The sequence below is a fragment of the Actinomadura decatromicini genome, from assembly GCF_008121305.1.
Lineage (GTDB): Bacteria > Actinomycetota > Actinomycetes > Streptosporangiales > Streptosporangiaceae > Spirillospora > Spirillospora syzygii.
This window is the reverse complement of the sequence record NZ_VSRQ01000015.1, coordinates 57038-78182: the sequence shown is the minus strand read 5'-3', so window position 1 is coordinate 78182 and position 21145 is coordinate 57038. Positions and strand designations below refer to the sequence as shown.

The following is a 21145-nucleotide window of genomic DNA, read 5'->3' as shown; positions in this document are numbered from 1 at the left end:
TCCGGAACACGCGCGAACCGCCCCGGACGGGGCGTGGAAAGGCAGGACATGAGGCCGATCGAGGCGCTGCTGGAGATCGCCCGGGACGAGGGCGTGACCCGGATCTTCGGCAACCCCGGCACGACCGAACTCCCCCTGATGGACGCCCTGGTGGACGCCCCCGACCTGGAGTACGTCCTGGGCCTCCAGGAATGCTCCGTCGTGGCGATGGCCGACGGGTACGCGCGGGCGACCGGGCGGACGTCCCTCGTCAGCCTGCACGTCGCGGCGGGCGTCGCGAACGGGCTGATCGGGATGCTGAACGCGCTGCGCTCCCGCACCCCGATGGTGATCGTCGCCGGGCAGCAGGACCGGCGGCACCTCATCCAGGACCCGATGCTGTCCGGCGACCTGGTGGGGCTCGCGGCCGCCGCGACCAAGCAGGCGATCGAGGTGCAGCACGCCTACGACCTGCCGATCGTGCTGCGCCGCGCGTTCGCGCTGGCGGCCCGGCCGCCCGCCGGCCCCGTCCTCGTCTCGGTCCCCATGGACCTGCTGGACGAGGCGATGGACGTCGCCCTCCCGGCGCGGTCCCCGGTGACCGGCCCCGGCCCGGCCGACGTCTCGGCGGCGGCCGAGCTGCTCGCGGCGGCGGAGCGCCCGGTGATCATCGCGGGCGACGCGGTCGGCCGCACCGGCGCGGTCGCCGACCTCGTCGCCCTCGCCGAGCGGCTCGGCGCGGCCGTCCACCACCAGCCGATGAACGACGGGATCGACTTCCCCACCGGGCATCCGCTGTACGCGGGGATGCTCGTGCCGCGCAACGCCGCCATCCGCGAGACCCTCGCCCAGTACGACGCGGCGCTGATCGTGGGCTGCCACGCCTTCATGGCGCACCACTACACGCCCGGGCCCGCCGTGCCGGAAGCGCTGCCGATCGTCCAGCTCGACGAGGACCCGGCGGAGATCGGCCGGAACTTCGCCGTCCGGGAGGGCCTGACCGGCGACCTGCCGGGCACGCTGCGGGCGCTCGCCGACCGGCTGGACGGCCGCGTCCCCGACGCGCGGGAACGCGCCGCGCGGCTCGCCGAGCGGCACGCCCGGCTGCGGGAGGAGCCCGAGTCGGCCGCGCTGGCGGCCTACGGGCCGTCCCCGATGGACCCGGGGGCCGCCGCGCACGCCGTCGCCGCCGGGCTCCCGGACGACGCGATCGTCGTCGAGGAGGCGATCACCACCGGCCTGAAGCTGCGCGCCGTCCTGCGCCAGGACCGTCCCGGCTCGTACGTGCACACGGTCGGCGGCGGGCTCGGCTGGGGCATCGGCGCGGCGGTCGGCACCCGGCTCGGCAGCGGGGACCGCCCGGTCGTCGCCGTCCTCGGCGACGGCTGCGCCATGTTCGGCCTCCAGGGCCTGTGGAGCGCCGCCCGCTACGAGACGCCCGTCGCGTTCGTCGTCATGAACAACGGCGAATACCGCACGTTGAAGAACACTCTCGACGAAGGCGGCGGCGCATCCGCCAAACACGGGCAGTATGTGGGCATGGACCTCGCCCCTCCCGCGCTCGACTGGCAGAGCGCCGCGCGGCTGTTCGGCATCCGCTCCGTCCGCCCCGGCTCGGCGGACGAGCTGCGCGACGCCGTCGCCGCCGTCAAGGACCTGGACGCCCCCCTCCTCATCGAGGCCCCGATCACCGGCCACGAGCCCCGGTGACCGCTGCGAGGCGAGCATCCCCGAGCCCCCTTTCCGGGGGCCCGGGGGTCGTTCCCTGGAGAGGTAGGGCCTGGTGAGGGGCCCGGCGCTCGGATTTCCGGCCCTTGCCGACGGGCGCGATCACCGCGACCATCGAGAGATGGAGATCCAGGACCCGGACGGGGAGCCGCCGCGCTCGGTGCTCGCCCGCGGCCTCAGCCTGCTGGACGCGTTCGGGTCCGCCGACACCGAGCTGAACCTGACCGAGCTCGCCGCCCGCACCGGGCTGCCGAAGCCGACCGCGCACCGGCTGCTCAGCGAGCTGGTGCGGTGGGGCGGCGTCGAGCGGACCCCGACCGGCTACCGGCTGAGCATGCGGCTGTTCGTGCTCGGCCAGCGCGCCCCCCGGCCGCGGGGGCTGCGCGAGGCCGCCCTCCCCTACCTGGAGGACCTGTACGAGGCGACGCACGAGAACATCCACCTCGCCGTCCTCGACGGGACGGACACGCTCTTCCTGGAGAAGGTCAGCGGCCGCCGCTCCATGCCCATCGTGTCCCGGGTGGGCGGGCGGCTGCCCGCGTACTGCACGGCGACGGGCAAGCTGTTCCTCGCGCTCGGCCCGCCGGACCGGCTGCAACGCGTCCTGGACGCCGGGCTCGTCCGGTACACGCCGCACACGATCATCATGCCGGGCCTGCTCCAGCGGGAGCTGGCCCGGACCGCCGAGCGCGGCTACGCCGTGAACCGGGAGGAGTCGGAGGCCGGGGTGTCCGCCGTGGCGGCCCCGGTCCTCGACCACCGGCGCCGCGCGATCGCCGCGATCTCGATCACCGGGAACGTGTGCCGGCTCGACCTCGACCGGCTGGCGCCCGCCGTCCGCACGGCTGCGCTGGCGCTGTCCAGGGAGATCGCGCGGGAGAGCGCCGCTGAGATGAAAATGGGGATTCCCCGGTGAGGTGACACCGGGGAATCCCCGTTTTCCATGCACCGGCAGCCCTGTGCCGGGTCTGGGCGAGACCTGGCGGTCGCGTCCCCTGGGACGGCGCGGGCTCGGCGATCACGCTCTTTCGTCACGCTCAGTGGTCGAGAGCCTCCGCACGGGCTGCTTCACGCCGCCCTCGGGAACACGTCCGCGTACGGCCTCAGGTCATGAGCCGAACGGCTTGGGCGCGCCCTTCTTGCCGGCGCCGGAGCCCCACTTGAGGACCTCCCACTTGACGCCCTTGATGTGGCCCTCGCCGGTGCCGGCGTTGTACTTGCTGTCGGGCTTCTTGCCGTCGAGCAGGTACCGGAAGGTGTAGGTGTCGAGGTCGAGCATGACGCCCCGGTGGGACGGCTTGCCCGGACCGCGGTCGCCGACGAAGCCGGTGATGCTGCGGCCCTTGTAGCTGACCTTCACCTTGGTGTGCATCGGCCAGCTCGGGCTGGCGAACAGGCCCTTCTGCATCGGCTTCCCGCCGGCGGGGGCGCCGGTGTCGCCGTTCACGCCGGAGCCGTCGTCCCAGAAGTAGGACGCGGTGGTCTTGCCGCTCAGCAGGACCCTCGGGTCCTTCTTCGCGCTCTTGGCGTCCGGCGCGGAGTCACGCTTGGAGCCCGCCTTGGAGCCGGCCTTCGGCAGGCCCAGGTCGGACTTGCCGAGCGCCTGCTTGTCGGGCGTCCTGTGCTGCTGGGAGGCCACGGCCTCCTGGGTCAGGAACTGCTTCTTGCTGGGAGCGGAGTCATCGCTGGCGGCGGCTACGCCTGCCACGAGCATGCCCGCGAGGGCGGTGCCGGTGACGCCGGTGAGGATGACGTTGATCGCTCGCTGCTGCATGAAAGTCCTTTGTTCGGGGTACAGGGCTGCCGTTCCGCACCGGGCGGCCTGAGGCCGGGTATCCGGGCAGGGGGAAACGGCTTCCGAGACTTCGAGACTCGGGATGAACCCGCCGCGAGAAATCCGCTGGAACGATCCGCGGGCATGGCGGACCGCGCTCGCGCGCATAGGCACACGGCCGTCATTGGACGTGCGTGTCACGCGGGCTTCGATGAAGCGGAAGGAATGCCGACCGGGGGCTCATTGGCTCGGCCCGGTGCACGGCCGGTGCATGGTGCGACCGTGTTCGGCTGAGTGGATCCCGCCTGGCGGGCGGGAAGCGACGGTTCTGCGTTCAGCCAGGTCAACGGTTCATTGACCCTGACCTGACGTCGACTATATACGGCATTACCGTACTTTCGCCAAACCGGGGTTTTCTTTACCTTTGACTAGGTAGATCTTTTCCTCCGGTGGCGACCTGAACGCCTTTCCCATAAGGCTTCCGGGCCAGTCACCGGGTGTCTCCGGCAACGAAAAGGATCTTTAAGTCGGCTTGACGAAGGGTGTTTCCGATGTGACCCAGGTCTCGGCTCTCTGGGACGCGCTATGGCACTATGGCCCACGTCACAAGGTGCTCGGCATAAACAGAGCCGGAAACGCTGAACGGGCCCGCTACAGGCCCGCGAAGGGTCAAGGCCAGGTAAGCCTCAGGGATAGGAACCGGGGGCGGCCGCGGGATGTTCCCACGGCGCGGAGCCGGGTCCGATCGCGCGCGGCATCGCGCGCGGCCAGGAGCGCGCCGAGGCGGGTTCGGGCCAAGGGGTAGGCCAAGCGGGCACGCCGAGGCGAAGGGGCCGAGGCAGGGGTGTGGGCCGAACCGGATTCGCGCCGAGGGCGGGTGCAGGGCGAGGCGGGGCTGCGTGCGTAGAGGGGCGTGGGCCGCCTCGGCCGGGTCAGCGCGTCGGGTAGACGGACGGCAGGAGCGGCGTGGGGCCCGTCCCGCCGGGGAACATCCGGCCGGCCTGCTGCGGCTGGACGAACGGCGTCTCCGCGTACGGGGCCTGCGCGTACCCGGGCTCCGCGTACGCGGGCCGGTCGTACGCGGGCTCCGCGTAGGCGGACTCGGCGTACCCGGGCTCCACGTAGCCGGGCTCGGCGTAGGTGGGTTGCCCGAACGGCGACACGGCGGTCACCACGGGGCCCTGCGCGGCCGGGACGGCCTGGGCCGTGGGCGGCGGCGGGCTGGACGTGCCGGACGGCGGCACGTGCGTGCCCTCGACCCGGAACGGCTCCGCGGCGGGCGCGGCTCCCCGCTCCATGCGGCGCTCGGCCAGCAGGGCCATGAGCGCGTGGGCGGTGTCGGCGTCCATGCGCAAAAGGACGCTGGGCCTTCCCGCCTGGTCGACGAACGGGGAGACCGATGGGGCTGCCGACAGCTGCGGCAGTGCCGCGCGCATCTCCTCACGGAGATCCTGGGCAAGCCTCAGCGCCTGTCGGTCGCTGTCACTCAAGTGTGCGTTCATCGCGATCTCCGCGGGAGTTCACGTGCGGGGGCCGGGCCTCATCCTGCTAGGAATGGCGTGCAGGTGCAAGAGCTGATGCACGTGCATTTTCACGGATTCGCCCCGTAACCCGGGTAGCGATCGATCGTTCCGAGCCGCTCCAGGACGCGCCCGCCCGGCGTCCACAACGACTTGACCTGCACGAATCCGCCACGTCCCCGACCCGCGCCGCGCCGCGCGCGCTTTCCCGCCGCGTGCCCGCGGCCCCGGCGGCGAACTCCAGGGCACGGGCGCGCCGCCAAGGCTCATCCGGCATGCTGGGCCCCGTGACAGAGACCCTGAGCATCCGCGCGCTGAACCGCGCGACGCTGGCCCGGCAGCTCCTCCTCGCGCGCGAGGCCGTCTCGGTCGCCGAGGCCGTGGGACGGCTGTGCGGCATGCAGGCGCAGGAGCCCAAGCCCCCGTTCCTGGGGCTGTGGACGCGGCTCGACGGCTTCGCCGCGTCCGACCTCCACGCGGCCTTGCACGACCGGTCGTTGGTCCGCGCGACGATGATGCGGGCCACGCTGCACCTCATGACGGACGCCGACTACACGGCGTTCCGCACCGCGATGCAACCGATGCTGGACGGGGCCCTCCGCGTCCTGGGCGACCGCGCGAAGGGCCTGGACCTCGATGTGGTCGTCCCGGCGGCACGCTCCCTCTTGCAGGAGGGCCCTCGCACGTTCAACGAGATGCGCGCCCTGCTTCAGGAGCAGTTCCCAGACGTCAACGACCGGGCGCTCGGATACGCCGTCCGCCTCTGCGTGCCCCTCGTGATGGTGCCCACCGAGGACAGGTGGGGCTTTCCACGCACATCGCAGTTCACTCTGGCCGACACCTGGCTGGGCACACCTCCGGCCGCCGACGCCGCGATGGACGAACTCATGCTCCGCTACCTGGCGGCCTACGGTCCGGCGTCCGCCGCCGACGCTCAGACGTGGTCCGGACTACCCGGAACAGGCGAGGCGCTGGATCGGCTCCGTCCAAGCCTCCGGCCCTTCGCCGACGACAAGGGCCGGGAGCTGTTCGACCTGCCCGACGCGCCGCGGCCAGATGAGGACACCCCGGCCCCGGCTCGTTTCCTGCCCGAGTTCGACAGCCTCGTCCTGGCGCACGCGGACCGAAGGCGCGTCATCGCCGACGAGCACCGGCCTTCCTTGACGACCAAGAACCTTCGCGTCCGGGCCGTGTTCCTCTGGGACGGATTCGCCCGCGGGATATGGGAGACCGAGTACAAGCGCAAGGTGGCGACGCTGCGGCTTCGTCCCTTCGAGCCGCTCCCCCGCGACGCCGTAGAGTCGCTCACGGTCGAGGGAGAGGCTCTGCTGCGGTTCCTCGAACCGGACGCCAAGGAGACGGTCGTCGCGGTCGCCGACGAGGGCTGACATGCCGGACGGAGGTCACCGGTGGTTGACGCGACCGGGACGAGCGCGGATCCTCGTCGAAAGCGACGAATCCTATCCAGCCCGGCATGCGGGATGGAAGGCTCCAAAGCTCACCACATGCACACATGACGCTACGAGCGTGGACAACTTCGAATAGTGATCCATCCGAGATCTGGACTGATTGAAAGATCCACCAATTGGGTTCAAGCTGTCTCCGACGTCAGGAATGCCCCGCCCTGTTCCTAGCCCGTTCCTACCGACCGACCGACCGCCGACAGGACACGATCAATGTTCGAGATCTGGGAGACGAGTGAGCCGGCCCGGCTCATCAGCGACGCGGGGAGCCTGAAGGTGGCGCTGGAGAAGGTCGACACGATGTGTCGGCTGCGGCACGACCAGGCGGTGGCGCACGTGGGCGAGGCCCGCGAGGGCTACCAGTTCGAGATCAGGGACCACCGCGGCAAGGCTCTCGCACGGCTCAGCTACGTCCCCGACACGTCGCGTGCGTATCAGAGCGTGGTGGTCGAAGAGATGCGCGGCGAGGACGACGACTAGAGCCTCCCCCGCATCCGCGCAGCCCCTGGCCTGACCGGCCGGGGGCTTTCGCATGCGGGACGCCTGCCGGCCTTCCGCGCATGGCGAACCCGTCCCTCCTGATGGGGTGGGTGTCCGTTGCCGGTGGCAGGATGCGTCCTGGCCCTGTGACATGACGGACGGCGGGAGTGACGGTGCGGGAGGCGGGACGGCTCACGACGGAGGCCGTGCGGTCGCTCTCGCGCGGGCACGCCGCCGCGTTCCAGCGGCTCGTGGCGGAACTGGCCGGACGACCCGATGATCCCGGTCGGGCGCTCGCCGCCGACCGCCGCCTGTCCGCACGGCTGCGGGAGGGCGTCACCGCCGCCTGGGAACGCGGATGGGAACCGGCCGACGTGGTGAGGTACACGTCCAGGCGGCTCACTCCCCGGCACGGACGTCTGGTCACGGACGCCATCGCAAGCGAGATGCGCGCCTATGCCGGCGCGGCCGTGGACCACCGCTGGCGGGAGCAGCTCGCCACTCTCGGAGCCGAGGTCTGGTGGGAGGACGACGACGCGCACCCGTCCGCGTGGCGTGAGCGTGAAGGGGTGGACCGCAGGGTCTATGTCGCTTGCGCGGTCGAAGTCGTCCATCTGCTGGAGTTCTTGCCGAGCCTTCCTGGGCTGGGGCCGTGTCCGGGCACCTACGCCCAAGGCGAGGACGCCTCGGCCTCGTTCAGTTCAGCGCGGGCCTGGCGCGAACGGGCCAATGAAGTCGACCAGCGGATGCTGGGCAAGGTCAGGGCCCTCCTCGCCAAGGCGGAGTCGACCGAGTTCCCAGAGGAAGCGGAGGCGCTCAGCGCGCGCGCACAGCAGCTCATGGCGCGGCACAGCATCGACCGTGCTCTGCTCGCCGTGGAGACAGGTGACACGGAGGGAACGTCCGGACGGCGCATAGCCGTCGACAACCCCTACGACGCGCCAAAGGCGGTGTTGCTGACGGTGGTGTCCGACGCCAACGGCTGCAGGGCGGTGTGGCATCGGGAACTGGGGTTCGCCACGGTCCTGGGTTTCCCGGCCGATCTGGCGGCGGTGGAGATGCTGTTCACATCGCTTCTGGTTCAGGCGACGTCCGCCATGGTGCACGCGGGTCCCAGGCGCGACGCGCGGGGACGCTCACGGACGCGGTCGTTCAGACACGCCTTCCTGAACGCGTACGCCGCCCGCGTCGGGGAGCGGCTCCGGGAGGCGGCGGGCCGGGCTGCCGCGGACGCCGGCGGGAAGGATCTGCTTCCCGTGCTGGCCGCGCGCGACCGGGCCGTCGAACGGGCCGTCGCCTCGATGTTCCCGAACCTGGCCAAGGGACGGGCAGGTTCGGTGTCCAACCACGAGGGCTGGGTGGCCGGGCGCGCCGCCGCGGACCTCGCCAGCCTGAACGGGCGCCACGAGGTCACCGGGGCGTCTCGCCGTTCCTAGCGCACGGCGTCCCCCCGGGGGGCGAGGGGGACATCCGGTCATTCGCCGTACCTTCCTTCCAGAATCTCGGGAGCGGGTCAGGTCCTCTTACGCCGTGTGTTGCCGCCGCGGCCGCGCAGCGGCACGCCCGCCTCCTTCAGGACGTTGTAGATGAACCCGTAGGAACGGCCGGTCTCGGCGGCCAGGTCGCGGATGCTCTCACCCGACGCGTAGCGCGGGGCCAGTTCCGCGGCCAGCCGCGTTCTCTCGGCACCGGTGACACGGGTGCCTCTCGACAGTGTTCGGGCCACGAGGACCTCCTGTTCGCAATGCTGGGCGGCGGGGCCCGTCCCCGCAGCTCACAGCAGTGTTGATCTCCCCAACGTACACATTCCCCTGATTACACCGTCGATGCCGCGCGAATCACCGCGAATTCGGCCGAAGCTGGTCTTTTTCATGGTGAACGGCGTGTCGCGGCGCTGCGTACAACCCGGAGCGACGCTGCTCCGCGCGTCCCGTGACCTGCGACGGGTGGACGTCCGGCGCTCGCGCGACCCGGTCTCCTGACGGGGCGCACCAGTCAGTCGGCCGACTGGCCGCGCACCGGCCGACCGTCCATTCGAAGACCCTAGCGCCGCCGGAGGACCCGCACGGCCCGGCCGCCGGGCGCCGCCGGACGCCGCCGGGCGGCCCGCTCGCGCGAGCGGGCCGCCTGGCTTGGTGCGATGGCCGCGACGAGGCGCGACGGGGTGTCCTCAATGGGGCATCGGTCCGGAATCGGCCATCTCGTCCGGCTGCCGTGGGGCATCGGTGTCGCCAGGGTGGCGGCACGCGCCGCTCACGGCCTGCTTGGCCGCGGTTCCGGCGGACGGGGCCATCTGCATGGACGGGCCCACCTGCTGGGACGCGGCCTCGCGGAGGGAGAGCTCCGATCGGCGGACCGGATGGCTCAGAGGCGCGAACGGGAAATGCGACGTCTCCGCCAACCCTTCGACGACGAGGAGTTCACCTGGGTCGAGGAGCCTCCAGCCCGGACGGTCGTCCATGGGCTCACTGGCTATGACGACTGCTGGTAACGAGCCCTCATTCTTGGATGTCGAAGCCTCACCGGTGGTCGCCGTGCCCTGGACGCTCGTCACACCGCCTTCGTCCGGCGAGAGGACCCAGAGCTCGTTGCTCTCCGGGTAGCGCAACGCCCACAGCCGGCCGGATTCGGCGATGAGGAGGTTGAGGGAGAAGACGGGAAGCTCGGCCCCGATGCGCTGGACCGCTTCGACCAGCCCGGCCGTCGTGTCGCGATGGCGGCGGATCTCGGCGGTCACATAGGCGAAGACCAGTTCGGAGTCTGTCTCACCGGCGATGCGGGCACGCTCGACCTCCGTCAGCCATCGCGCGAGCGTGTTGAGCCCCTTGACGACCCCGTTGTGCGCGAACAGGCGGTCCTCCATCACGAAGGGGTGGCAGTTGCGCACGGTCAGCCCGCCCACTGAGGCGTCCCGCACGTGCGCCACGAACGTGTGGGACGGGATGTTGCGGGCGTGCATGTCGAAGTCCGCGTTCTCGAAGGCGGCCAGGGGCGAGCGGTCGCGGACGGGCTCGCCGCCCAGCGAGAACCAGCCGAGACCGGCCCCGTGCCGCATTCGGTGGCTCTGGGCGCGAAGACTCCGCGGCGCGTCCAGCAGCCAGTGGGAGGCCCGCACCCGCGGACCTCCCGTACTCATACCGAACAGTCGGCACATGCCGTCACCCTTCAGGACGTTTTAACTCTACGTGACGACTACATTACCGAAGGTCGCCGACAACGTGCGGAAGATGCCATCGAACCGGCGCGAGTATCTGCACCAGGCCATCCGAAGGACAGCCCCGGGCAAGACACCGTCTCCAGGGGGCGGTCGTCGGCCCGGGTCGCGCGGCGGCGCTGTGGCGCGGCGGCGCGGCTCCGCCAGCCACGCGGCGGGCTTATCCACAGAATTGAGTTCTGGTGCGGGGCTCTTCCGCGGCGGAACAAGCTGGTCATGTCCGTTCAGGCAGGGAAGGAGCGGCTCTCATGACCATGATCACGTTTCCGGTTCCGTCCACCACGACCTCTCGGTTCGTGGTCGCCGCCGAACGCATCCCGGACGACCTCGCCGCAGTGCTCCACCGACTCCCGGCCACGCCCTACCAGGCCCACGTCGCCGGACGCCTCGGCTCGCCCCAGCTCCAACTCACCCGTGAGGAGCTCCCCACCCTCCGCTGGGACCCGACGCACATAAAGGCGGCACGTCCCGAGCACCGGCGAGCGGCACATGCGTTCAGCAACGCCCCGGAGTTCGCCGTCGTCACCGCGTTCGCACCGATCACCGACCAGCCCCGCGCCGTCCAGGTGGCCCGCGCGGCGGCGAACGCCATCGCCCGCGCCGTCGACGGCGTCGCCGCGGATCTCGTCACCGGCCGCGTCCTCCGAACGCACGCCCCCGAAAGGACACGCTTCGTGCTGGCCGACGACTGGATAGACGACGTCCTGCCACCGTTCCGCGCCAACGGCCGCTGTATCGCCGCAGAGCCCGAGTTGGACCCGGAGGGCGTGAACGGCTGCTCCTGCGTCCAGCTCCGAACCCGCGGCCTCCGCCGTTTCGGCCTCCCCGAAGTCCAGATCGGCGACGTGGCCTGCCCGCATGACCTGGCCGCCCTCAACGTCCTCCGCGCCACCGCCCGCCACCTGCTGACCGACCACTGGTCCTGGCTGGCCACAGGCCCCACCGACCCGGCCCGGACGATCGCCACTGCCGTCGACATCACGCAAGGTGACTTCAACGACTTCTGGGGGACGACCCGGCGCGTCCACCTGACCCCATCGCCCCCGTTCAGACTGCAACTCTCTCCGTTGACCCCACACCTCCTCGCAATCACCCCACCGACCGACTTCGACGGCACCATCAACGACTGGCTATGGGACGACACCCTGCCACTGGGCATGTACGACCTGACCCAACCCCCCACAGCCGCCTAACCACCAACAGAAACCACTCCCCCATCAGATGCGGCCACCCCCTATGCCCGGGCCACGCCAGCGAAAACCGCCCAACGACATACAACAAACCCCACAGCCCACGACGCCCTCAGACAAACCACGACGCCAGGAACAGCCATAACAGTTATCGATCAAGATCCTGAAACTCCTCTGCCACATAAGTCGCCGATAAACACACAACAACGGACCAACTAGCCCACGTCGAGACCAATTCGGACGCACAATGTGCGCCGATATTGGACCGCCCCCAGGCCCACCGGACCCACGCCAACGGGCACCGGGCAACGGGCAACGGGCAACGGGCAACGGGCAACGGGCAACGGGCAACGCGGCGGGGACCACACGCGTTACATCCTCAGGACCGACCCACGTCAGTGTTCTGTGTGCGGATCTTCGAGGCCCACATGGTCCGGAGTCAGCCACGCGCATAATCGAGCCAAGCTTCGCCCCTCCCATGAACTGAGGGCGACCGGGAGCTTCCTGCACCACCTCAACTCACTCACCGAGCCCCAGCCATCGGGGGTGATACTTGTAATACCGTCCCGCCAGGGCAAGCGCGCCCGGCCACGTTTCGACGAAATAGCCCGAATGCATTTGGTTTGCCGATGAACCATGCCACGCGACCGACGGGGATTTGTGCCGGGCAAATTCGCCGCGACCAGCGAGAAGACAGCCATGGCACGCCTCACCGCCGCCAAACGCCCGAAATATCCCGCCATTAGGGGGTCGACCTGCATCCACCGGGCACATCGCTCCCGTCGGTCACGGTCCGCAAGCGAACGTTCATCTGCACGACTGTGAGCAATGTTCAACGCTGAGTAGCCGGATTGACTACGATCGGCATTCGCACGGTGACCGACGCGATCCCCCGGGGCGAAGATGATCCGTTTCCTGGCACACCCCACACCCGCCGTCCTGATCGGCGACTTCATCCGCTGCACATGCGGGCTGTTGGGATGTACCGCAGTGGCCGGGGCCATCTGCCTCGGCGCGGTCGCACCCGCCGACGCGGCCGTCTACGGCGACCCCGAGCCGCGCAGATCCCTCCCACCGGCCTGCCGTTACGCGTTGAGCGGCGGTGACCGGCACACCGCGCACAAGTGCAAGGAGGCATGGCTGGCGATGAAGTACGAGCGGTCCCGCAAGAGATCCGCACGCGGCCGGGAGTTCCCCCGCTGGATGGAGAGGTTCGACAGGAAGCCCGCGGTCAGGGACCGTCCCCCTGCTCCGGGCGACCTTGAGGAGCCCGCCGCCACGCCCACGACGCGGAGCCCGCGCAGGCACGTGCAGTCATCGCCGCCGAGGGCGGAGCTCCCGACGCCGCGCGATCCGTCCCCGACTCCGGCCCGCACGAGTAAGCGGGCGGACGAGCTGGACTCCCGCCCCTCGTCGCTTCAGCCCGTACTTCTCCTCGGCCTGCTCCTGCCCGCCGCCGCGGCGATCTGCTACCCGTTCCGGCACCGCCTGTACGCGGCCGCCGGTTGGCCCGCGCCCACGGATCCCCCGACGGCGTCACCTCCGCCGCTCGTCTACCGGCCCGTGCTCGATCCCTTCACAATCTCGGCGGCGGGGCTAACCGGACCGGGCGCCGTCGCCAGCGCGCGCGTGCTGGCGTTGACGGCGTTGGACGATCACGGCGACAGCTCTCTCGTCGTGATCCCGCGTCCCGACGCCACCGTCCTCTTCGGTCTCGGAGAAGACGAACTCCTCGACGACGACACCGCCGGGCTCTTCATCCCCGGCAACCTCGACGCAGCGCTCGCCTACCTCGAGACCGAACTCGCCATCCGCGAGAACACCGGCGCCAACGGACGACGCCTCCTTCTCGTCGCCGACTGCGGGACGGAGGCCGAAAGGATCAAGGCCCTCCTCGTCCGGCACCCTGGCGCCGTCAACGTGATCGTCCTAGGCACCTGGACGGACGAGCACGTCACGGTCGACGACGACGGCCTGGTCGACGCACCCAAGGCGCTCGCCTCCGCACTCCCCAAGCGCCTGCCCGCGATGTCCCGCACCGAAGCCCGAGACCGACTCCTCTCCGCACTGGCCCGCCAGCAACAGGACCAGAAACCGCCCCCCAAACGCCGCTCCAACCCCCGCCGCCCCTAACCCATCCCCACTCCAACTGGCCATAGCGTCACTCAACTCCGCCCAACCACGAAACACCCAACTCTCCGAATCCGCATCGCACAGCCGCCGCCCCAACCACGCCACCCACCCCTGCCCCGCCACAGCCCGCACACTGCAACGGCCCTCGCGCCACGGCAGCCACCTCCACCGAGGCCGCCACCCGCCCGGCCACGCGAAACCCGCATCGAGCAGTTGCCACCCCTGCCCCCCTCACGCCCCAACTCGCCATGACCCGCGCGCCCGGCAGCCAGTTCCACCGAACCGGCACTGCCCGGCCACGCGATAGCCGGACCGAGCAGTTGCCCTCAGGACCCGACCCACCACTCGCGCTGCGGTTGTTTCAGTCGGTTCCCGCCATGGCCGCGAGGCGCGTGGCCAGGGCGGCGGCCGCCTTGCGTAGTTCTGGGGGTTCCAGGATCTCTGCCTCGAAGCCCAGGCGGGCCACGTGGACGGCGAGCCAGTCGAGGTCCTCCCCGCCGACCACGAGTACGCTCCACCCGTCTCGGTCGTCCTCGACACGTCCCACCTGGGGCGGGATCAGCTCTCGCACCCGGTCGGACGAGGCGTGCAGCCGTACGCGGGCGAGGTGCCGGTACGGCGCCTCGGTCACGGAGCGCTGGACGTAGGCGACGGGATCGGGATGCTCCCGCACCCGGAAACGCCAGGTCGTCGCCACCGCTTCGCGCATCCGGTCCAGCCGGAAGGTGCGCCAGTCGTCCCGGTCGACGTCCCACGCCATCAGGTACCAGCGGCGGCCGGTGGCGACCATCCGCACCGGTTCGACCGTGCGCTCGCGTTCGCCGCCGTCTCGGGCCGCATATCGGAACCGGACCCGAACGGCGTCACGGCACGCCCGTGCGAGCGTCACCAGCAGCTCCGCGTCGATCTCGACGCCCGGGTCGGCCATGGTCTCGGTGGCGCCGTGCACCGCTCTCACTTCGGCGCGCAGGCGGGGCGGCATCACCTGGTCGAGCTTCGCGAGCGCCCGCAGGGCCGCCTCGCCCGAACCGGCGACCGTGCCACCCGAGGCCAGCCGCAGGGACACCGCCGTCGCGATCGCCTCCTCGTCGTCGAGGAGCAGCGGCGGCAGCCGCGTCCCCGCGCCGAGCTGGTAGCCGCCGCCGACGCCCGCCGTCGCGTGGACGGGGTAGCCGAGCGCGCGCAGCCGCTCCACGTCCCGCCGGACAGAACGATCGGTTACGCCTAGCTCGGTGGCGAGTTCGGCGGCGGTCCAGGACGGTCGGCGCTGCAGCAGAGCCAGCAGCCGCAGCACTCGCTCGGTGGTCGCCTCGACGCTCACGCGACCATCGTTCCACGAAACACGGAACGATCCTGTCCGCTATTCGCGGAAGGCTTGGCCCATGACCGACCAGACCTGGAACCCTCGGCTCCGAGATCAGCTCACCTGGCACTGGTCCCGGCAGTTGCGCCCTCGGCTCGACGGACTCACCAACGAGGAGTACTTCTGGGAGCCGGTGCCCGGCTGCTGGAGCGTGCGACCGCGCGAGACGGGCGACGCGCCGGTCCAGGGCGGGCCCGGCGCGATGGCCATCGACTTCGCGGTGCCGGAGCCGGATCCGCCGCCGTTCACGACGATCGCCTGGCGTCTCGGACACGTGATCGTGGGCGTGCTCGCGATGCGCAACGCAGCGCATTTCGGTCGCGCGTCCACTGACTACAACTCGTTTGAGTACGCGACGACCGCGTCCACGGCGCTGGCGCAGCTCGATACGGAATACGCCAGGTGGCTGACCGGCGTCGAGTCCCTCGACGAGACCGGCCTCGAACGACCGTGTGGGGAGGCGGAAGGACCGTACGCCGATCGTCCGCTGGCGGCGTTGGTACTCCACATCAATCGCGAGCTGATCCATCATCTGGCTGAGGTGTGCCTGCTTCGCGACCTCTACCTGCACACTCACCGGCGGACCCGACGGGAGACGACCTGACATGACGCGCGAAATCCAGATCACCTTCGACTGCGGCGACCCGGCCGCCTTGGCCGCGTTCTGGGCCGAGGCGCTCGGCTACCGGTTGCAGGCCCCGCCTCAGGGCTTCGAGTCGTGGGAGCAGGCGCTTGACGCCATGGGTGTGCCGCCCGAGAGGCGCAACGACGCTTCAGCGGTGGTCGATCCGGAGGGCTCCGGACCACGGCTGTTCTTCCAGCGAGTGCTGGAGGGCAAACAGGCGAAGAACCGGGTGCACCTCGACGTGCGGGCCGCTCCCGGCCTTGCGGGCGACTCGCGGATGGCGGCGCTGGAGGCGGAGGCCGAGCGGCTCGTCTCGCGTGGCGCCGTCCGGGTCCAGCGGCACGAGCCCGCTCCCCCGCTGGGAGCCGGTCACATCGTGATGACCGACCCCGAGGGCAACGAGTTCTGCCTCGACTGACCACGCGCCTGCCTTCTGGCACCACTGACGGGGGCGTTGGCGTCTTGATGGAATCAAGGCATCTGGAATCTCCCATCTCACAGGTTGGCGGGGTTCGCGGACTGACCGGTTGGCGAACTGACCGGTTGGCAGGCAGGCCCCGGTTGGCAGCCAGGCCGGTTGGTGATGGAGCGGGCGGCCGAAATGACTCGCTGGGCGGATGCTCGCTTAAGGCTGGTGGGTGCGTTCGTCGCGGGGCTCCGTCACCTTGGCGTGAGGCGGATCACCGGGTATACGCGGTCGGACTTGCTCTGGTATTTCGCCAGGCGGGGCTGGGCGGCCGCGATGCGCTGCCAAGCCTCGTCGCGGTCGGCACCGTCGAGCCGATGCGGCGTCACTCCGACGGCGTCGCGGCCAGGCAGCTCGATCGATGCCTGTTCGGGGTGCGCCATGAGGTTGGCGTACCAGTCCGGGTTCTGGCTCCCACCGCCCGACGCGACGATCAACCGCGCGTCATCGGTGTCCGAGAACCATGCCACCGGCGTCTGCCGGGGCTGTCCGCTTCGGCGGCCTACCGTGTTCAAGATCAAGACGTCCATCCCCATGAACTTGCCGCGGCCGCGGCGGATCTTGCGGTTCATGCGGGCGTTCATCGTCTGCTGCATCCATCGGGACACCGGCCCGGGCGTCCCGGGCTTGCGTGCGCCTCGATCGCCGCCGTGCTGCTTCCGTGCCATTGGCCTACCTCCTCACTCTCCGCCGGGCCTCAACGCAGCTCGTTGATGCGGACCATGTTCCCCGCGGGGTCGCGGAAGGCGCAGTCGCGGATCCCGTAGGGCTGCTCGGTCGGCTCCTGGACGACTTCGGCCGCGTCGCTGGCCTGCAGCCGCTCGAACGTGCCGTCGAGATCGGCCGTGGCCAGGGTGATGATCCCGTAGGTGCCCTTGGCCATCATCTCGGCGATCGTGCGGCGCTCCTCTTCGGTGATGCCGGGATCGGCGGCCGGTGGGTGCAGGACGATGGAGGTCCCGGGCTGGCCGGGCGGTCCGACCGTGATCCAGCGCATCCCTTCGTATCCGACGTCGTTGCGCACCTCGAACCCGAGGGCGTCGCGGTAGAAGGCCAGGGCCGCCTCCGGGTCGTCGTGCGGCAGGAAAGTGGAGTGAATGGTGACGTCCATGGAGGTCACGCTAGCTACGGCTGGTCGACCGACGCTTCTCGATTCCTGATCGGTCTGGTCACCTCTTTCCCACGAGCCCCGGGCTGGGAGATGGCCGAGCCCACGTCGCCCATGGCCGCATCGCCAGTCGCCGCGTCGGCCATGCGCGCGTCAGCCATGCCCGCGTCGCCCGTCGCCGCGTCGGTCGTGGACACGTCGGCGGACGAATGGGCGTCCTCATTGGCCTCAGGAGAGCGGTCAGTCGAGGCACGGGACGGTTCTGGAGGCGGCCGTGGAGGTTGTCCCGCCCCGTTGACCCCGGTCGGCTCGGTTCGTCGCTCAGCGGACATCTTCTTCGTTGAAGGCTGTTGCGGGTTGCCGTCGGTTGATGCCAGTCCTGCTCGTAAATAGGTGAGGAGCAGGGCGGTCGGCTGACATGCGGAAGATGGGGGGCAGGAATCCAGGGGCGAGTTGGGCACGAGGAAGGATTCGCCTACGCGGTCCTTCGTTCATGTCTCGCGAGCTCCGTCCTGATGTTCGTCAGGTTGCGGAGCGCCCGGTTGAGGAGGGCTGTGTCCGGCGGTTCCTCGGCGTCGCGGTCGAGGTAGGCGGAGCAGCGCAGAATCCAGCCGCGCACGACGTCCTCGACCCTGATCTCGGAACGGCGCGTCTTGGTGAGAGCCAGTTGGCGCTTCTCCTCGTCGACTCCGCGCATGAGGTTGTCGTCCGCCCTCAGGGCCTGGACGTCGGCGAGCGCGTACCGGCCGAGCCGGTCCATCGGGAGGTCGCGCTCGCCGGCGATGCGGTCGAACGTCCTGCGCGGCCAGCCGAGGATCGTCGCCGCGCCGCCGGCGTCCACCGTCTCCATCAGCGGCCCCTTCCGGGCGGCGACGACCGACCGGACGGAGGCCGGGTCGAGCCGGTCCAGGTCCTTCAGGAGGTAGACCGGGTGCCCGCGGAAGGTGCTGATGACGTTGAGCTCGCCTTGGGCGGCGAGCACCTCGACGTCCCGCCGCTCGACGTCGAGCCCCACCCGCTCTGCCAGCCGGATGGCCGCCTTGGCGGAACCGATCGGCGGGATCTCGCCGAAGGCGGCGATGACCTGCTCGCCGCGCCCGCGGCCCCGGCACTCGTCGGCGAGGGCCGCCGACCAGCGCTCGCCGTCGAGGTCGGGACGCGGGAGGATGCCGTGCTCCTGGGCGACGCGCAGTTGCCATCGGGTGATTCCCAGGTAACCCGCGAACTGGTGTGCCCCATATTGGGCACGGACGATCTGTACGGGCATTGTCGTGCCTTTCTTGCCGCGATGAGATGGTGACGCGATTCAGCCTCGCGGACGGGACCCGACCACAGCATTAGAATTCGATTCTGTGGATAACCCGATGAGAATTACCCGGCAATTCAGACAAGTCGGTCTGGGGTGAGCCTGATGACGGGCCATGTCAGGCTGGAGGAATGAACGCGATACAGCGACTTGGGATCGGCCTAGCGGCCCTGGGGCGGCCCGCGTACATCAACGTGGGCCGCGCGGCCGCGCTACCGAACAGCCGGAGCGTGCCGCAGATGTGTGACGCGACCTGGAACGTCCTGGACGCGGCCTACGCCGCCGGCATCCGATGGGTGGACGCGGCTCGATCGTACGGCCGGGCCGAAGAGTTCCTCGGCGGCTGGCTGAGCGCACGCGCCCCTGACGGAGTGACCGTGTCGAGCAAATGGGGTTACACCTACGTCGGCGAATGGAAGATGGACGCTCCTGTGCACGAGGTCAAGGAGCACAGCCTTGAGCGCTACCAGGCCCAGTACAAGGAGACCCGCGCATTTCTCAACGGCCACCTGTCCGTCTACCAAGTGCATTCGCTCACCGAGGACAGTCCGTTGTTCGAGGACACGCGGCTCCAAGGAGCCCTAGCGGAGGCCGCCGCAGAGGGTGTCCGCGTCGGTTTCTCAACATCGGGTCCAGGGCAGCGCGACACGATCCGGCGGGCGGTGGCGCTGGAAGTGTCCGGACAACGACTCTTCAGCACTGTTCAATCGACGTGGAACGTCCTTGAGCCGTCCGCTGAGGATGCTCTGCGCGACGCCCATGACGCGGGCCTACATGTGCTGCTCAAGGAGGTGCTGGCCAACGGACGGCTCGCAACGCGACCACCCGAGACTGTGCGGTCTGTGGCGTCCCAGAAGGGAGTCGGACCGGACGCCGTCGCGCTGGCCGCCGCACTCGCCAGGCCGTGGGCGGGCACGGTTCTCATCGGTGCGGTCAGTCCCGCGCAACTGCAAGCGAATCTGTCCGCCGCGCAGGTGGCCCTCGATGAGGAAGACCTTGCGTTGATGGACGACCTGAGCGTCCCACCTGACGTCTACTGGGCCGAGCGGAGCGAACTCCCCTGGGTGTGAGCCTTTCCTGTAAGGAGATCAGCCGAGGGCATGGCACGATTAGGCGCGGCCCCACCATGATCGGATATCCGTGCCCATGCAGTCAGACCTTCCGCAGATGATCGGCCCGTATCGCGTGGTCGCCCGGCTCGGTTCCGGAGGGATGGGCGAGGTCTTCCTAGGGGCGTCTCCCAGCAGACGACTTGTGGCCGTGAAGGTCATCCGCCCGGAACTACTGGACGACCCCAGGTGGCGTGCCAGATTCCGCCGCGAGGTCACCTCCGCCCAGTCGGTCAGTGGCTTCTACACCGCTCCCGTCGTCGACGCCGCCCCCGACGCAGACCAGCCCTGGCTGGCAACGCAGTACATCCGTGGTGTGAGCCTCTCCAAGGTGGTCCGGGAAAAGGGGCCGCTGCGCGAACAGACCGCCTGCCGACTGGGCGCGGGACTAGCGGAGGCTCTGCTGGCGATCCATCGCGCGGGGATCGTGCATAGGGATTTGAAGCCGTCGAACGTCCTGCTTGCGTCCGACGGACCGCGGGTCATCGACTTCGGCATCGCACGGCCGCTGAACGCGCTGCCACTGTCGCGCACGGAGATCCTCGGGACTCCCGCGTACATGTCGCCAGAGCAGGCCCTGGGTGAACCCGTCAGTTCGGAGAGCGACGTGTTCTCCCTTGGCGCGACCCTCGTCTTCGCAGCGACCGGTGCGGCGCCCTTCGGGACGGACCACAAGGTCCGCGCGCGAATCGTCCACGGCGCACCTGACCTCACCCGGTTGCCGGATCCCATGCGCGGGCTGGTGACGCGCTGCCTGGTGAAGGAACCCGCTGAGCGTCCCTCCCCTGAGCAGGTCCTGGTAGCGCTGTCCACGCTGCTGGACGCTCACTACGGCGAGGAGTGGCCGCCCGTGGATGTGGAACATCTGATCGGCGTCCAAGAGAAGACACTGGTCGAAGTCACCGCGGAGTTGCCGACGCTACGCGAGCCGCCGCAGTGAAGGGCTAAGAGAGTCCTTCGGCAAGGGCCTCCCAGAAGGCGGTCTCGTAAGCGTGCAGCAGGCGGGCCGCGCGGGCCGCCTCCTCTGGGTCGTCGCCAGCCGCGAGACCGGATTCGACGACGCTCAGCGCCTGCTCCTCGAAACCGGGCGGCGACTCGGAGAAGAACTTGAAAAAGCCCACTGCCTCCTCATCGAGGTCGTAGTTGGCTTGGAGGGCCCGTGCCGTGCGGGAGCAGTACGACCCCCACTCTTCGAGGTTGGCCAGCATGGCGAGGGCGACTTCACTGGCGGTCCCGAACGCCGCCCTCTGGGCGAGGTAGGCCGGGTATGCCTGAGCGAACGGTTTCGGCTCGTACTCCCTGAGATTCTTCTCACTCTCGCCGAGTGCGGCCGCGAAGTGGCCGAGGAGCCTCAACGCCTGTCCTTCGCCCTGTGCGAGTCCGAGGAAGAACTCACCCGCCGGCTCTGCGGGAAAGCGTGCGGCCAGGAGCGCGAAACTCCGCCGGTCACTGCCGACGATGCGGTACTCCTCGCAGGCCAACCAGGCAAGGCGTTCTCTCGGGATGTCGCCCGATTCGAGCATGTCGACGAAGCGGTTCGCGGTCGTCGCGCGGGCGAGTTCCCCGCGGACACGCGCGGCGAGTTCCGCGGCGCTGGGATGGGTCATGACTCCACCGGAGCACCCTCGCCGTCCGCCGTCAACGAGGCAGGCCCAGATCGGCGTCTGTGATCACGTGGATACGATGA

General features: G+C 69.9%; 20 protein-coding genes. 11 read left to right on the top strand and 9 right to left on the bottom strand.

From position 1 onward, the window contains the following. Positions 1-48: 48 nt before the first annotated feature. Positions 49-1689, top strand: coding sequence for a thiamine pyrophosphate-binding protein (locus tag FXF68_RS41465; protein WP_148768315.1), 1641 nt, complete (start codon positions 49-51; stop codon positions 1687-1689). 139 nt (positions 1690-1828) lie between these two features. Beyond that, on the top strand, positions 1829-2623 hold the full coding sequence (locus tag FXF68_RS41460; RefSeq protein WP_148768314.1) for an IclR family transcriptional regulator: 795 nt from the start codon (positions 1829-1831) through the stop codon (positions 2621-2623). 192 nt (positions 2624-2815) lie between these two features. Here FXF68_RS41460 and FXF68_RS41455 read toward each other — a convergent pair whose 3' ends face one another. Both FXF68_RS41455 and FXF68_RS41450 read right to left on the bottom strand, forming a co-directional pair. Further along, positions 2816-3481: an RlpA-like double-psi beta-barrel domain-containing protein gene (locus FXF68_RS41455; RefSeq protein ID WP_148768313.1), complete on the bottom strand. Its 666-nt coding sequence runs from the start codon at positions 3479-3481 to the stop codon at positions 2816-2818. Between the two features lie 932 nt (positions 3482-4413). Then, the gene (locus FXF68_RS41450) at positions 4414-4830 is read right to left on the bottom strand and encodes a hypothetical protein (protein ID WP_148768312.1); all 417 of its coding nucleotides are present in this window, start codon (positions 4828-4830) and stop codon (positions 4414-4416) included. A 458-nt stretch (positions 4831-5288) separates the two neighbouring features. Here FXF68_RS41450 and FXF68_RS41445 point away from each other — a divergent pair, with 458 nt between their 5' ends. The 3 genes from FXF68_RS41445 (at position 5289) to FXF68_RS41435 (ending at position 8380) form a co-directional block, all read left to right on the top strand. Continuing rightward, entirely contained in the window at positions 5289-6389 is a 1101-nt protein-coding gene (locus FXF68_RS41445; RefSeq protein WP_246179235.1) for a winged helix DNA-binding domain-containing protein, read from the top strand. A 288-nt stretch (positions 6390-6677) separates the two neighbouring features. Next, positions 6678-6944, top strand: a complete 267-nt coding sequence (locus FXF68_RS41440; protein ID WP_148349547.1) for a hypothetical protein — start codon at positions 6678-6680, stop codon at positions 6942-6944. A gap of 167 nt (positions 6945-7111) precedes the next feature. Next, the gene (locus FXF68_RS41435; protein ID WP_148768310.1) at positions 7112-8380 is read left to right on the top strand and encodes a DUF2786 domain-containing protein; all 1269 of its coding nucleotides are present in this window, start codon (positions 7112-7114) and stop codon (positions 8378-8380) included. A 77-nt stretch (positions 8381-8457) separates the two neighbouring features. On the opposite strand, the gene FXF68_RS41430 is transcribed toward FXF68_RS41435, so the two are convergent. Both FXF68_RS41430 and FXF68_RS41425 read right to left on the bottom strand, forming a co-directional pair. Beyond that, positions 8458-8670, bottom strand: coding sequence for a helix-turn-helix domain-containing protein (locus FXF68_RS41430; RefSeq protein WP_067891851.1), 213 nt, complete (start codon positions 8668-8670; stop codon positions 8458-8460). Between the two features lie 444 nt (positions 8671-9114). After that, complete coding sequence (locus FXF68_RS41425; protein ID WP_148768309.1) at positions 9115-10098, bottom strand: class II glutamine amidotransferase; 984 nt, start codon at positions 10096-10098, stop codon at positions 9115-9117. 308 nt (positions 10099-10406) lie between these two features. Here FXF68_RS41425 and FXF68_RS41420 point away from each other — a divergent pair, with 308 nt between their 5' ends. Together FXF68_RS41420 and FXF68_RS41415 are read left to right on the top strand one after the other, a co-directional pair. Beyond that, a complete protein-coding gene (locus tag FXF68_RS41420) occupies positions 10407-11351 on the top strand; it encodes a hypothetical protein (RefSeq protein ID WP_148768308.1) in 945 nt (314 codons plus the stop codon). Positions 11352-12338: 987 nt separating this feature from the next. After that, a complete protein-coding gene (locus FXF68_RS41415; protein WP_187438379.1) occupies positions 12339-13481 on the top strand; it encodes a hypothetical protein in 1143 nt (380 codons plus the stop codon). A gap of 361 nt (positions 13482-13842) precedes the next feature. Here the strand turns inward: FXF68_RS41415 and FXF68_RS41410 are convergent, their stop codons facing one another. Further along, complete coding sequence (locus FXF68_RS41410) at positions 13843-14802, bottom strand: helix-turn-helix transcriptional regulator (RefSeq protein ID WP_148768306.1); 960 nt, start codon at positions 14800-14802, stop codon at positions 13843-13845. Between the two features lie 61 nt (positions 14803-14863). Here FXF68_RS41410 and FXF68_RS41405 point away from each other — a divergent pair, with 61 nt between their 5' ends. Continuing rightward, a complete protein-coding gene (locus FXF68_RS41405) occupies positions 14864-15448 on the top strand; it encodes a DinB family protein (RefSeq protein WP_148768305.1) in 585 nt (194 codons plus the stop codon). A gap of 1 nt (position 15449) precedes the next feature. After that, positions 15450-15887, top strand: a complete 438-nt coding sequence (locus FXF68_RS41400) for a VOC family protein (RefSeq protein WP_148768304.1) — start codon at positions 15450-15452, stop codon at positions 15885-15887. Between the two features lie 242 nt (positions 15888-16129). Here the strand turns inward: FXF68_RS41400 and FXF68_RS41395 are convergent, their stop codons facing one another. From FXF68_RS41395 to FXF68_RS41385, 3 genes are all read right to left on the bottom strand, one after another. Continuing rightward, a complete protein-coding gene (locus tag FXF68_RS41395; protein ID WP_148768303.1) occupies positions 16130-16603 on the bottom strand; it encodes a nitroreductase family deazaflavin-dependent oxidoreductase in 474 nt (157 codons plus the stop codon). A gap of 29 nt (positions 16604-16632) precedes the next feature. Further along, positions 16633-17046: a VOC family protein gene (locus tag FXF68_RS41390; RefSeq protein ID WP_148768302.1), complete on the bottom strand. Its 414-nt coding sequence runs from the start codon at positions 17044-17046 to the stop codon at positions 16633-16635. Between the two features lie 472 nt (positions 17047-17518). Further along, positions 17519-18310, bottom strand: coding sequence for a hypothetical protein (locus tag FXF68_RS41385; RefSeq protein ID WP_148768301.1), 792 nt, complete (start codon positions 18308-18310; stop codon positions 17519-17521). Positions 18311-18480: 170 nt separating this feature from the next. Here FXF68_RS41385 and FXF68_RS41380 point away from each other — a divergent pair, with 170 nt between their 5' ends. Together FXF68_RS41380 and FXF68_RS41375 are read left to right on the top strand one after the other, a co-directional pair. Beyond that, positions 18481-19419: an aldo/keto reductase gene (locus FXF68_RS41380; RefSeq protein ID WP_148768300.1), complete on the top strand. Its 939-nt coding sequence runs from the start codon at positions 18481-18483 to the stop codon at positions 19417-19419. A 76-nt stretch (positions 19420-19495) separates the two neighbouring features. Then, positions 19496-20398, top strand: a complete 903-nt coding sequence (locus FXF68_RS41375; RefSeq protein ID WP_148768299.1) for a serine/threonine-protein kinase — start codon at positions 19496-19498, stop codon at positions 20396-20398. Positions 20399-20402: 4 nt separating this feature from the next. On the opposite strand, the gene FXF68_RS41370 is transcribed toward FXF68_RS41375, so the two are convergent. After that, entirely contained in the window at positions 20403-21065 is a 663-nt protein-coding gene (locus FXF68_RS41370) for a thiaminase II/PqqC family protein (protein ID WP_148768298.1), read from the bottom strand. Positions 21066-21145: the final 80 nt, after the last annotated feature.

Coding starts and splice junctions, on each gene's coding strand:
- FXF68_RS41460 (WP_148768314.1), top strand. CDS start 1,829: ATGGAGATCCAGGACCCGGACGGGGAGCCGCCGCGCTCGGTGCTCGCC.
- FXF68_RS41425 (WP_148768309.1), bottom strand. CDS start 10,098: ATGTGCCGACTGTTCGGTATGAGTACGGGAGGTCCGCGGGTGCGGGCC.
- FXF68_RS41385 (WP_148768301.1), bottom strand. CDS start 18,310: ATGCCCGTACAGATCGTCCGTGCCCAATATGGGGCACACCAGTTCGCG.
- FXF68_RS41375 (WP_148768299.1), top strand. CDS start 19,496: ATGCAGTCAGACCTTCCGCAGATGATCGGCCCGTATCGCGTGGTCGCC.
- FXF68_RS41370 (WP_148768298.1), bottom strand. CDS start 21,065: ATGACCCATCCCAGCGCCGCGGAACTCGCCGCGCGTGTCCGCGGGGAA.
- FXF68_RS41380 (WP_148768300.1), top strand. CDS start 18,481: ATGAACGCGATACAGCGACTTGGGATCGGCCTAGCGGCCCTGGGGCGG.
- FXF68_RS41390 (WP_148768302.1), bottom strand. CDS start 17,046: ATGGACGTCACCATTCACTCCACTTTCCTGCCGCACGACGACCCGGAG.
- FXF68_RS41450 (WP_148768312.1), bottom strand. CDS start 4,830: ATGGACGCCGACACCGCCCACGCGCTCATGGCCCTGCTGGCCGAGCGC.
- FXF68_RS41400 (WP_148768304.1), top strand. CDS start 15,450: ATGACGCGCGAAATCCAGATCACCTTCGACTGCGGCGACCCGGCCGCC.
- FXF68_RS41420 (WP_148768308.1), top strand. CDS start 10,407: ATGACCATGATCACGTTTCCGGTTCCGTCCACCACGACCTCTCGGTTC.
- FXF68_RS41395 (WP_148768303.1), bottom strand. CDS start 16,603: ATGGCACGGAAGCAGCACGGCGGCGATCGAGGCGCACGCAAGCCCGGG.
- FXF68_RS41440 (WP_148349547.1), top strand. CDS start 6,678: ATGTTCGAGATCTGGGAGACGAGTGAGCCGGCCCGGCTCATCAGCGAC.
- FXF68_RS41405 (WP_148768305.1), top strand. CDS start 14,864: ATGACCGACCAGACCTGGAACCCTCGGCTCCGAGATCAGCTCACCTGG.
- FXF68_RS41455 (WP_148768313.1), bottom strand. CDS start 3,481: ATGCAGCAGCGAGCGATCAACGTCATCCTCACCGGCGTCACCGGCACC.
- FXF68_RS41465 (WP_148768315.1), top strand. CDS start 49: ATGAGGCCGATCGAGGCGCTGCTGGAGATCGCCCGGGACGAGGGCGTG.